This is a genomic window from Formosa sp. S-31 (genome assembly GCF_051172795.1).
Taxonomy (GTDB): Bacteria; Bacteroidota; Bacteroidia; order Flavobacteriales; family Flavobacteriaceae; genus Formosa.
On record NZ_JAENDK010000003.1, the window covers coordinates 83,701 to 97,300 of the forward strand.

Consider the following 13,600-nt stretch of genomic DNA (forward strand, 5'->3'; position numbering starts at 1 on the left):
TCTTCAAAAAACGCTTCTACAATTTAAGAAGCGTTTTTTTTTTGTTTATATACTAACAAAACGCTCCAAAAAGTAAAAATTACCTATTTGCACAAACCCACCAAAAACAAAAAACCCCGCTAATTGCGGGGTTTTTGGTAGTGATCGCGACAGGATTCGAACCTATTCACGTATACCCTATATTTACTATGTTTCTCAACTATTAACTCAACCTGTTGACCGAATTGTTGACCAAAATTGAATTAATTTAATTTTCAATCATTTGCAAATATAACATTAAGTCTTTATTACACAGACAATCAAAAAAATAAAACTGATTAATTCTTAAAAATTTTCTGTTAACCTGATTTATGAGTTTTGGCTAAAAAATGAAAGTTAAGGTAGCCTCTCAATTTCATTAAATTAAATAATAAAAATAAAAGGAAGAATATTTCATTATAAGACCTCTGGGTTATGAATTCCCCGAAAATGTTTTTTGAAACGCATTTTCTGGGGCTCACAGCCTATACTTTTTTAAAACCGTATGCAGTTTTAACTTCTTATATTAACAAATTTTGATGATGCAATTTAGAGAAAAATTTAAACCTTAAAAGGCTTTTATAAATAAATTTCATTACTAATACTTTCACAAATTTATCCTTTGAATAATATATAATATTTAAATAAAATTTGATTTAATTTTTATAAATTACCAATTGCTTACACTTAAAACAAAAAATTATTTTTCTTTAAATATTATTTATCAGACAACCTCATTATAGTTATAGTTATATTTAAAATAACAAAGACCTATCCAAAATTGTAAAACCTATGAAACCTATAAAAAAAGAAGACCTCAATCCTGAAATATTTGAATTGTATGACGACTATGCACATAATATAATAGACCGCCGGAAGTTTATTGAAAAGTTATCTTTTTATGCTATTGGGGGGATTACAGTTTCTGCACTGCTAAGTTTTATTTCTCCAAATTACACGAATACACAGGTAGTCTCCGCTAATGACCAGCGCCTCAACTCAGATTATATTACTTATGCATCGCCTAAAGGAGGAGGCGAAATAAAAGGTCTACTCTCACAGCCTCAGAATCATAAAGACAAATTACCAGGAATTATTATTGTACATGAAAATCGCGGACTAAACCCTTATATTAAGGATGTTGGAAGACGAGCCGCTATAGAAGGATTTATTTCCCTGGCACCAGATGCTCTTTCACCATTGGGAGGCTATCCTGGTAATGATGACGATGGACGAGCTCTTCAAAAACAACGTGACCGCAATGAAATGTTGGAGGACTTTATTGCTGCCTATGAGTATTTAAAAACCCATCCAAATTGTAATGGAAAAATTGGTGTCGTAGGCTTTTGTTTTGGTGGTTGGATTTCTAATATGATGGCTGTAAAAATTCCTACTTTAGGCGCTGCAGTACCTTTTTACGGTAGTCAGCCTTCTGTAGAAGACGTAGCACAAATTAAAGCCCCACTTTTAATACATTATGCCGAACTTGACACTCGGGTAAATGCAGGCTGGCCTGATTATGAAACGGCACTAAAATCTAATAATATTAAATATACAGCTTACATATACCCTCAAGTAAATCACGGTTTCCATAACAATACCACGCCACGATATGATGAAAAAGCAGCTGCTTTAGCCTGGAAACGTACCATTGCTTTTTTTAAAACCAATTTGGTTTAACTTTTATTTTCATAAAAATTCCCTGTGATTCATAATATCTCTATTATTGCTCACAGGGTTAAATTTTCCTCTAATAAAAACTAATCATAAAATCTAGAGGAGCTAATTTAGATATCAGATTTTAACAAGAATACTAACTATTTTTTATTTTTTAAAATACTATTCTGATATCCAACTATCTTAACTTCTCCAATTATTCCAGAAGGCATCAATGGAGAATTTTCATTATAAAATGGCATTGTTGTAAAAGTTGTCTTAGACAGCATTTCTGGTTGTGTGTCTCCAATTAATCGATTTACCCAATTATTAGTAACTTTTACTTCGAGTTTATTTTCTCCTGCCTTAATAGCCTCAGAAACATCTAACTGATAAGGTTTCTTCCAGATTACTCCGAGTAATTTATCATTAAGCTTTACTTCTGCTCCATTTTTTAAATCATCAAACAACAGTACATATTTTTCTGTTGATGAATCTGAGTCAAATTGAAACGTAGTTGAATAAATCGCAGTACCTGAATAATATTTTGTATCCTCAGAATCTGTCCAAGATAATAATTGATTTACTGTCTTTTTTTGTCCGGAAAAATCAATATCCCATTCTCCACTAATTTTATATTCGGAAATTTTTTCGTTAATCGGCAGCTCCACCTTTTTCTTAGTCGTTTCCTCATCAAAAATTATAAAAATGGCATCCCATGATTTTAAATCTAACTCAATTACAGTACGCTCATCTTTGAATTCGTAACTTAAATGTTTTATTTCACCTGTTTCTGCATTTAAAAGCTTAGGAACTTTACCTTTTACTCTAAAACTAAACGTCCCTTTAGTAGGCATAACATTTCTATTATTAAGCCAATAAATATCTCTATCTGCATCTATTCTATGCCTAAACTTTATATCATTGTCTGTACCGGAAACGATAACATCCATAGGTACATTAAAATCTAAATTATACCCAACATTAGGTTTCTTCCAAATAGATGTTACCAAGTTGTTAAATACATTATTATCATCTGATAGACTTGGTGAGGCTATTGGTTTTACTCCTATTATTTTTACACCTGCATTTGACAGTTTATCAAGCTTTTTAAGTACGTCCAGAGTCATATATTTTACATTAGGATCTAACATCAATACTTTATAAGTATTTCCGCTTTTAGCAATTAAACGCCCATCTTTACCTTCTATCGCTTCTAATAAGGCCGTTGCATTACAAAAATCGAACTCATACCCCCTTGGGATTTCTGGCAGTTTTTCTCTACATAACCAAGTTAAATTTTCATTTTCCCCATAATAATATAATATATCTGCAACATTTCTTCCTTGCTGCATAACATAACTACTTCTTGTTAGATAAGATACCCATTCTTTTGCTATAGCACCAGACCAAGTTTCATTACGGGTAAAATACTGTCCGAATGGACCTAAAGAAAAACCTGGTTTTAAGCTATCTAAAGGCTGATGTACCGAAGTATGAATTACAAAACGATTTAAACCTGAAGCAAGTTCCATATCGGCAGTGCGCTTTAAAGTTTCAGGATATTCCTGAAATGGTTTTCCGACAGATGTCATCGATTCTGCCGCAACATAAGGCTTACCGTAGATATGAGCTACCGAAGCAGACTCTCGAATATCAGCCATACTTCTTGGTTCTTCATCTGGTCCCGGAGCAAGACTACCAGGTGTCCACATGGCAGACATCGGGATATCTGAAAATCGTTTCACATCCATACCATCAGCCAGATATACTCTTTTATTCTCATGAGATTCTGTATATCTTTTCATTCCTCTTTTATGCAATTCCTCTCCTATAACATCATAATGATTTTCAGCTATTAACTCCCCTATAGTTTTTCTAAAGTCCCAAAGAAATTTTTCACTTTCCGTTACACTTTTTACCGATCTCCCTATAAGTACCGGCAACCATTTTACAAGACTATAACCCCGTCTTTTTTGAAATTCCTCAGGAAATTTTGAAGTCCAATTCATTAAACCTGCTTCATAACTATCCAATATCATATACTCTAAACCTTCGGATCCTAAACGATTTCCTGAAGCCTCCTTATACATATCAAGATAGGTGTTTATATATCTTCTTACAGCATCTTTGTCTAACTTATCAACTTCTAAACCTGTAGCTTCTTCTGGTGCCGGATGGTTTTGTCTTCCTGTTAAAGCATAACCAAATCGCAAAATTTTCCAATTCCCTACCGGAACTTCCCAGTTAATTGTACCATCTGATTCTAATTTATTGGTAATATCTATTATATTATCTTGCTGAAGAGCATCCATCTTATCCAGATTATAATCTACTGGCATTTCTTTCTCTGTCCAGGCACTGAATCCTGCTTTATCCTCCACCTGATCTATACGGGTAGTATTATATAACATAAATTCAGCAATTTCAACACCTTTAGGTTTAAGTTCACCTAACTGACCACCAGACATTAAAGCAAAAATATCTGGTTGAGGAGGCATCGTTTCAAAACACATACGCCAGTACTTAGCCGTGGTTGTAGGTATTGCAACTGTATTAAATGGCACTAATGAAGTCGTTACCTTAGCAACAGTTCTAAAATGAATACCATCATCACTTACTTTTAAACTGCGATTATCTACACCTCCTGTAAATTCTGCCATTTTATCGTGGCTAGCACCAGAGACAGAAAAGGCTTTAAATGTTTGTGGTTGATTAAACGCATATTGTATCCACATATCTTCTCCCACTTCCGCTGGTGGCAAATAATAGGATTTTGACAAATCATGATCCATTAAAAGTTTTGTATCAAAATCCCCCCCATTTTTACTTAAAATGGGGTTTAAATCTTCCAATTGAGATTCCTTTTCTGGTAATTTATAAGCTATAACAAATGCATCGCTATAGAACTTTGGTTTTTCACCTAAAAAATGTCCAACCATTCCGTTCTCATTTAAGGGCGTGTCCTGAAACCCTCCTATATTATTAGGTGGTTCTGGCAATTTACCCTGGAAAGATTTCCCTCCTTTAACCCGAATTTCTGTCCAAACATATTTTTTCATGGCATCTTCTGGTTCAACCCAAGGCCCTCCTGTAACACTCCATCCCGGAGAACCTGCTATAGCCATTTCCATGCCCTTATTAACTGCTAAATCGGTTGTAAACTTAAAAGCATCTTTCCAATCTGGAGTCATATAAACCAACCTGTTTGGAACAATAACAGGGGTTAAAAAATTGGCATCAAAGTTTTGAAAACCACCTATTCCAATACCATCCAACCAATCTAAATCTTTTTTTATTCCATCTTTAGTAATATTACCATTCATCCAATGCCACCATACACGAGGTTTTGCACTATTTGGCGGACTTTTAAAACCTAGATAAAATTCATCTAATTTACCTGAATTATCTGTAATACAGCTTGATGTTAGAAAACTCAACAATACAACACTTACTATTTTAAATACCTGATTCATTTTAATTTAACTTTAAAGAACAACTTTATTTTTCAACACTCCAATCCCTTCGATTTCTAATTCTACTTCATCTCCAGAAGCTAAAGGTCGATGAACAGAAAAATTGTTTTCCATTAAACTTCCCCAACCAACAGTACCACTTCCTAAAATATCTCCAGGCATAAGCGTGACATTATTTTCTGAAGCCCGTTGAATCATTTCCGGAAAGGTCCAGTGCACGGTTTTATAATTACCTTTGCAAATGGTTCTCCCATTAATTTTAGCCGTCATTTTTAAATCGAACCTATTGCTAGTTTGTGGAGGCATAGCTAAATGTTCTGGATGAGATTGCCTTGAAATACTACAGCGATATTGTTCCATTTCATCTTTTGTTATAATACAGGGCCCTATACTGTTAGCAAAATCTTTACCTTTATGTGGGCCCAGAGGTACCGTCATTTCTTTTCTTTGAATGGCACGAGCAGTCCAATCGTTAAAAACGGTATAACCGAAAATATAGTCCCCAGCTTCTTCTTCAGTGATATCCTTGCCTTTTTTTCCGATTACAACAGCCATTTCCAACTCAATATCCAGATTCGTTTCATGCTTAGGGCAAAGAATATCATCGTTTGGACCATATACACCATGATGATTTGTAAAATAAAATATGGGCATATCATACCAATCTTTACTTACAGGATGACCAAATGATTTTGAAGCATTAAGCATATGCTCCTCGAAAGCCACATAATCCCGAAAACTCCTAGGATTTGGAAGTGGAGGTAACAATTTTACCTCTTCTATTTTATAATGAGGAGTAATATTTAAATGTGTACTTATTATCTTGAAATACGATTCATGATTATCTATAAAAGACAACATGTTGGTAGGTAATTTGTCATCCAACAAATTCATATCTACAACCATATCTCCTTCCAGCCAACCAATGCGTTCTTCTCCTGTTTTATTAGTAAAGGTTATTAATTTCATATAATTTGGTTTTAAATTGGGGCTGCAAGAGACATTAATGTTTTACCCATTACAGCTCCCATATTAGCCCCTTCAGGAAGAGGTTTCCCTTCAAAAGTAAGTAACTCCCAAGCCCCTAATAATTCTGAATTCTCTACAACCATTCGACAGCGATTATATCTACGCTCCATAAATCGAGAAAAAACAGCTTCAGCTCCATCCTGTTTTCTCAATTCTTCACCCAATACTACAGCATCTTCTATAGCCAGAGCAGCTCCTGAGCCCAATTGAGGTATGGTAGCATGAGCACCATCTCCTATAATAATAACTTTGCCTTTATGCCAAGTACCACATAAACTCAAAGTCTCCAAAGGCCTGTAATTCACAAGTTTAGCATCTACCACATCAGCAATTAGATCCTGAACCATATCGACCTGATATTCCTTCATATAATTTGTAAGCATAGAAACTTTGTCGTCGTCTTTAATAAAAGGATTATCAGCTCCCTCGGCCGAAACTAAAAACATATAGATAGTATCCTTGGTCATAGGTACTAATCCCAATTTGCTATGTTTCCCAAAATACATTCGTGCGGTTTGCAAATCCTTAGGTCTTTTAAAAGCATAACGCCAAACAGATAGCCCTACATAATTGGGCTTATAATCCCCAAACACCAGGCTTCTTACCTTGGAATTTATACCATCGGCACCTATCAGAATGTCATAATTCCCTTTAGTACCATCTGAAAAGATAACTTCTACACCAGCAACACCTTTATCTTCTATTACATCTACAGTAAGTCCCATACGGTAAGTTACACCTACTTCTTTACCTTTATTGTATAATACTTCATGAAGAATACGTCTAGAAATACCATTATGAACAGGATAACCTTCTATTGGGGGTATTCCTGCTTCTCCAATACTTTGACCTGTGCTGGTAAACATTCTAACCTTACCGTAAGGATAACCTTTTAGCATGGTTTCCTGTGCCACCCCCAAGGCATCTAAAGCACGAAGCGCATTGGATTGTTGTATAATGCCTACTCCATAAACATCGAATTTTTCCTGTATCTCAATAATTTCTACATCGATGTTTAATTTTCGTAAAGCGATACCAACAGATTGTCCGCCGATACCGCCGCCAACAATTAATACTTTATTTATTTTACTCATAGTCAGAAATCTTATTTAGTTAGTTTGTTGTTTTACTGGTTAATTCATTTTCTATTCATAAATTTTCTTAGCTATCCAGTCGTACATTTTATAAGTTTTTGTAAAATCGTCTACTTGACAATGTTGTGCCCCACTTTCATCTTTAGGTACAATATCCAAAACATGTTCGCAGGTAAGTGCGTTATTTAGGTTATACGCATGCTCTACAAAATTTTGTTTATCGCCTTCACCATGCATGATATATGTTGGCATGGATATTTGTTCTGCAATACCATTCTCTAAAGTAAATCCCTTTAACTTTTCTATTACTTCTACATAACTTTCTGCATCCATAATATGCTGGACAATTTCAGCCAAAGGATGATTACCATTTCTCCCTTTCCAAACAGAATAATACGACCAGACTGCGCCAAAAATCATACACACTTTAAATCGTGGTTCAAAGGCTGCACATCGTGCAGACATATAGCCCCCCATGGAAATACCTGCAATTCCCACTCGTTGAACATCTACAACATCTTTTAGGTTATCGATAACCCAATCTAAAACAGCTGTTCCAGCCACATTATAGTCATAACGAGAATGAATATGATTCAACCTTAAGGCAGCCCCCTGACCTGGTCCATCGACAGCTAAAAGCGCTACTCCTCTCGCATTTAACTCGTGTGAAATACCAAAGTATAACTCTTCTGCCAAGCTGTCTAAACCTCCAAACATAACCATTACAGGAGGGTTAACAACCCCTTCTGGTCTGAATAAATAGCCTGGTAAAAAGGAGCCTTCAAAAGGCACTTCAACCGTTACAACCTCGTTTTCAAAATATTTAATTGCTCTCAAAAAAGCATCCCTTGCCTTTAAATAAGTGTCAATTTTTCTATTATCATGAAGGTTCATAAAAAACTCTGCAGAACGCAAATAATTAAAAGCTCTTAAATAAGTACGTCTAGCAGACACAAAAGCCTTATCCTGTTCATACGCTTCTGCTATTTCAAAAACTTCATTTCCCTTATTTAACCAAGCGACATTAAAAGTTTCTCGATTATCAGGATCTATATTACTTGCTACTTCCAATATTTCTGCAAATTCACCTCCGCCATAATGCGCCTGTGTTAGCGCTCTGTTTACCTGATACGAAGGCATATATTTACCTGGAAAATAATGCCACATCTTTTTATATTTTAAATTTATAAATCTTTTATTCTGTTTAATATAAACTACAAATTAAATATCAACCGGTTTAACCGTTCCATCCTTAGACAACCCCATTTTTTTACCTTTTCCCATTTCTGCAAATGGATTAGCAAAGCCCCAGGCATCGTTCGGGTTATCTTTTAGGTAATGTACGTCCTGATGATCTGGTGCAAAAACCAATCGGGCGCACGCGTAATATTCAAAAAGAATTCCACTTCCAGGATCTATTATATATATAAAAAATCCTTCATCGGCTTTATGTCTGGTTGGTGCCCCCATTACACTTTTATATCCTTTTTCTGCAAAATAATCTAAGGCTAAAAGCACTTCTTCCCTACTATCTACATTCCAGCAAATATGATTTAAAACCGCTTGATTAGGCTCTATATTAGGATCTGTAAAGACGGCTATGTCATGCGATAAATTCGCAGTTGTCCACAACCCTCCAATTGGGGGTTGCTCATCAGAAAGTCTAATTTCATCCGGATTTTTTAATCCCATTCCTTTCCAAAAGGCTTTCTCTTCTACATACTTACCTTTAGATACCATATAAGTAACATGATCGAAACGTCTTGGATTAGCGCCTTTACCTCTATTACTTGCATAGCGATCGGCATAAATACTGGCACGTTCACCTTCTTCTCTCAACCAAACTACATCCCAGAATACTTCATGCATATGTCCGTCTGGAGATTTAAACCGATAAGCTTTACCATGCCCTAAATCGCCTTCTACCCAGCCCAATCCAGCACCCTGACTTTTCAGATAAGCCACAACCTCTCCTAATGCTTCGGGACTGTCTGCTCTCCAGCCTATGTGGCCTAAACCGGAAACATCACTTTGCGTTAATTTTAATGTATGATGAAAATAGTCGCCCCAGGCTCTCAAGTACACAGAATTACCTTCTCTACCGGTTATATCCATACCAACTATATCTTCAAAAAAATGTACTGACTTTTCCAAGTCCTTTGTAAGCACTTCTACATGTGCCATTTGCGAAAAATAATGTGGATTTTTTGCCATTTACGTTATATTTTATTGTTATGTATATTTTATCTATGATTATGCCCTTTTATCAAAAATCTAAGTATAAAATCACTTTTAAGTCATGACATTAAACTTAATTTAAAGAACAGATTCTAATTAAAATTTATATGTTAAGGTTAAAAAATAGGATCTTGGAGGTAAGTTTACGGTAGAATATACAGCATTAGGATTAGCATCTAAATCCTCCTTAGTAAATCCTTGTCTGTCTAAAGCAGCCGGAAAACCTCCTGGTGCAGACCATCCCATAACTCCTAATTGATTAAAAATATTATTGATATTTGCTTGTAATTGAATATTTGGAGTAATATTATAACCTACGTTTAAATTAGATTGATTGAAAGCTGGTAAATAAAAAGCATTCGCTACGTTTGCAGCTCTTTTACCCATGTAAGAAAAATCTAATGATGAGTAAAATTTACCAGAAACATAGGATGGTGATACTCTTAAAATTACATTTGCACTATTGTCTGTTTTATTACCAGAAAAATCAATTATCGTATCATCATCACTTCCATTTTCGCCGATATCCCAAGTTTTGAATTCTGTAGCTTTTGCATCTTGGAAAGTAGCAACAACTCTAACGCCAAATTTATCAGTAAATTGATGATTACCTTCAATTTCAATACCGTAAGTTCTATATTTATTGTATAAAACAGGTGTTAAGTATGAACTTGATATTTCTTCTGTTTCTTGAGCTGTAACCTGTAATGGCACATTACTTAATAGGCTATAGAAAGGTGTCGCAGTCAAATCGGAATTTCCTGATTTTAGTTTATAACCAACTTCCCATTGTTGCACATCTTGCGCAATCGGGTTTAAGTTATCAAGTGCTAATTGTGTGTTTATGTTTACAAACATTTCCATATCAGGCGCTTTTTCTCCTTTGGAATAACGCACATATAATGCTTGGTTATCGGTAAATTTGTAGTTCAATCCCGCAGAATAAGAAAAGGTGTTTATTTTCTGATCAGAGTAACGGTAAGTATTACCGATGATACCACTTCTGTTATCATACAATGTATAAGGATTACCGTCTGTTCCACCAGTTGTAGAATCTATAATTTCAGAAATTTGATTGGATCCACTGAAGGTTACGGTTTCGTAACGAATACCCCAGTCTAAGTTTAATTTAGAATTTATTTCCCAATTATGGCCCAAGAAAAATGCAATTTGATTTTGCTTGGCATCAATATAATTTACTGGAATACTAGATCCAGAACCACCAGCTATACCATTTGGATTGGTAACATAATAGGTTTGGCCATCATATAAGCCTTGGAACGAAATATCCGTTAATTGCGGACGGGGAGAGGTCATTTGAGAATAAGATACACCTGCTTCTCGCGCGTCCCATCTGTCTAAAATAGAATTGGCATAGAATAGACCAGCAGTAAAACTCATGTCATTAAACTTTTTACTTACTGTAAACTGATCAATCACCTCTTTCATTTCGTTTTCCGAATAGAAAAGTGGATTAAAATATAAGGAATTAGCTTGGATTCCTGCACCTGGAAAATTACTGTAATTGGTTTGGTAGTCGAATCCTGCAAAATTGCCATCTATTAAAATAGGAGCACTTGTTACAGATCCAATTTGAGTTCCGGTTGCGTGGTCGTTAAACGAGTAAGTACCAAAATTGAATAGGTTGCCAGATACAGCATGCCATATTAAATCGTCTACAGCAAATGGGTAAACTACACCCGTAGTATTCCATACTGATGATTTGTCTGAATAACGAAATTTATTATCGAAATTCCATCCCTCTCCTAAATTTTGATCCCAGTTTAATCCAATAGATTTATCCTTAGAATGAATTTTATTTGCTGAATCGTAGTTTACTCTTTTACCGGTATCATTTATTGTAAACGTTTCTTTTACTCTAGGAATTAAAACCGATGTCGTAGAAGTTACTCCAGGGGCGAAATGTGGGTCTGAGAAACCAACAGTTGGCAAAAATTCGTTTGAGCCATTTTTGTCATCTAAATACTTTAAGTACAGTCTAATGCTTCCCGATTTATAGGATTTAGAAAAGTTTGCTCTAATCTGGCCGCCATCATTCATTAAATAACCAGGGTAATTAGGTCCTTTTGCTTCACGATAAAAACCTCCAATATTAAAGGTTAAGGATTTGTCTTTGCTAAGTGGGCCACCGACATTAAAATCTGTACGATAAAATAAGTTTTTTCCATTACCTTCCAGTCCAAATTTGCCACGTATTTCCCCTTCAAAATCTGCTCCTCCGGTTTTTGATACATAATTGAAAATTCCACCAGGGGCATTATTTCCTAAAATAGATGCTGTACCACCTCTTACAGCTTCTAATCGGCCTAAAGTTGCATCTGTACGAAGAAAATAGTCTGGTCCATAGTTTCCAAATGTAGCATTAGTTACAGGCAATCCGTCCTCTTGCATGGAAACATAATAATAACCAGATTGCCCATCATTTGAGCCCACAGAAACACCACGTGAATAAACTGTATTTCTAATTTCACCTAAAGAATTATTGACATATACACCGGGTACGTTTTTTAACAAATCGGCAGAACTAGTTATTGCTATTTTGTCGATTTGTTTCACGCCAATTGTAGAAATAGCAACTGAAGATTCCATTTTTGAACGCGGATCAAATACACCTGTAATTATTACCTCATCAAGTTGAGAAGTATCTTCAATTAAAACTATTGTTAAAAGCTCTGTTTGTGGAATAGTAACAGTAATCGTTTGCTTACTATAACCCAAATAAGAAAAAACAATTTGGTAACTTTTATATTCCAAATCATTTATAACAAATTCACCATCAAAATCTGTTACAGCTCCATTTTTAGTATCGGAAGTATATACCGAAACCCCGGCAATAGGGACACCGTTTTGATCTGTTACCTTACCAGACACCCCTCCTGTTTGCGCTTGAGCAAAAGTATTCAATACACAACACAAAAAGAACAAAATTAATTTAATCTCTTTTTTCATAAATAGTTAGAATTATTCAATATTATTAGTTGTTTATTGCTATTTAATAATAATACACATCCATACATGTAAATTATTCAATAACAAGCATCTCAAAATTATAATATTACAATACTAACTGTTTATCAATTACAGGAGACAACTTATCAAAATCAATCCAATTGAGCATATTGTTTTGGTGTCATTCCTGTTTGGTTTTTAAAGAATCTGGAAAAATTACTTGGAGATTGATTACACAGTTTAACGGCTATTTCTGACACGTGTAAATCGGAGTACTTAATTAGGGATTTAGCTTCTAAAACAATCATTTCCTTTAATAAGTCCTGAGCTGTTTTATTCACACAATCTTTAACACATTTATTTAAATAATTAGGTGTTATATTTAACAAACTTGCGTAGTCTGAAATTTGGTTGTAATTATAAATATTTTCAGAAAGTGCCTGTTTATATTCTTCAGTAATTCTAAAACTAGAGTTAAAACTTTTCTTAGACTCGGATATTAATTCCTTTTTAAGCTCTTCAAAAAAAGCCATTAAATAAGAGGCTACCAGAATTTTTCTGGTTTTTTCACCAGATGCATATAAAGCAAGCAATCTATTTAAAATACTAACACAACCTTCTTTAGTTTCCTCTGACAATAGAATTACAGGATCTGATTCCATTTTAAAAAATGGATATCTGTCTACCAAATACCCATTTGGAAGATATTCAAATAAATCTTCATCAAAATGACAAAAATAACCTTCAGCATCTTCGCTCATATGAGAATGCTGAGTTATTTGATAAGCTGGCAAAAAAAACACAGCTGGACCTTCGAACTCTATATGGTTTAACCCTTTACTTCTTTTTGCTTTCCCTCTTGTTAAAAACAAAAAGTCGTGAACAGTTTTTCTATGTGGCCTAACCTTAAATTTCATTTTATCTTTAATTACACTCAGACTATTAACATGATAATCGTTACATTTTACATTCGAAATTTCATTAATTGAATGAGAGATAGAATCATGATAACTTGAAACTTCTGCCACATTTAAAGTTGGTATTTTTTGCTGTTCCATCGTTATTTGTTTTATTACAGATAAAGTTTTTTGTTAAGATTTCAATTTAACAACTTTTAAT

At 34.5% G+C, this 13,600-nt stretch carries 8 protein-coding genes; 1 reads left to right on the forward strand and 7 read right to left on the reverse strand.

All coding sequences use genetic code 11. The features are described from left to right. The first annotated feature begins 810 nt into the window (after positions 1–810). On the forward strand, positions 811–1,698 hold the full coding sequence (locus tag I3217_RS04920) for a dienelactone hydrolase family protein (RefSeq protein WP_435048633.1): 888 nt from the start codon (positions 811–813) through the stop codon (positions 1,696–1,698). A 137-nt stretch (positions 1,699–1,835) separates the two neighbouring features. On the opposite strand, the gene I3217_RS04925 is transcribed toward I3217_RS04920, so the two are convergent. The 7 genes from I3217_RS04925 to I3217_RS04955 form a co-directional block, all read right to left on the reverse strand. Next, entirely contained in the window at positions 1,836–5,150 is a 3,315-nt protein-coding gene (locus I3217_RS04925; protein WP_435048634.1) for a glycosyl hydrolase, read from the reverse strand. Positions 5,151–5,162: 12 nt separating this feature from the next. Continuing rightward, positions 5,163–6,119 carry a fumarylacetoacetate hydrolase family protein gene (locus tag I3217_RS04930; protein WP_435048635.1) on the reverse strand — a complete coding sequence of 319 codons (957 nt, stop codon included), beginning with the start codon at positions 6,117–6,119 and terminating at the stop codon, positions 5,163–5,165. A gap of 11 nt (positions 6,120–6,130) precedes the next feature. Next, positions 6,131–7,273, reverse strand: coding sequence for an FAD-dependent monooxygenase (locus I3217_RS04935; protein WP_435048636.1), 1,143 nt, complete (start codon positions 7,271–7,273; stop codon positions 6,131–6,133). 51 nt (positions 7,274–7,324) lie between these two features. Next, positions 7,325–8,440: an alpha/beta hydrolase family protein gene (locus I3217_RS04940; protein ID WP_435048637.1), complete on the reverse strand. Its 1,116-nt coding sequence runs from the start codon at positions 8,438–8,440 to the stop codon at positions 7,325–7,327. 54 nt (positions 8,441–8,494) lie between these two features. Then, complete coding sequence (locus tag I3217_RS04945; protein ID WP_435048638.1) at positions 8,495–9,487, reverse strand: VOC family protein; 993 nt, start codon at positions 9,485–9,487, stop codon at positions 8,495–8,497. Between the two features lie 120 nt (positions 9,488–9,607). Continuing rightward, positions 9,608–12,481, reverse strand: coding sequence for a TonB-dependent receptor domain-containing protein (locus I3217_RS04950; protein WP_435048639.1), 2,874 nt, complete (start codon positions 12,479–12,481; stop codon positions 9,608–9,610). A 152-nt stretch (positions 12,482–12,633) separates the two neighbouring features. Beyond that, a complete protein-coding gene (locus I3217_RS04955; RefSeq protein WP_435048640.1) occupies positions 12,634–13,539 on the reverse strand; it encodes a helix-turn-helix domain-containing protein in 906 nt (301 codons plus the stop codon). Positions 13,540–13,600: the final 61 nt, after the last annotated feature.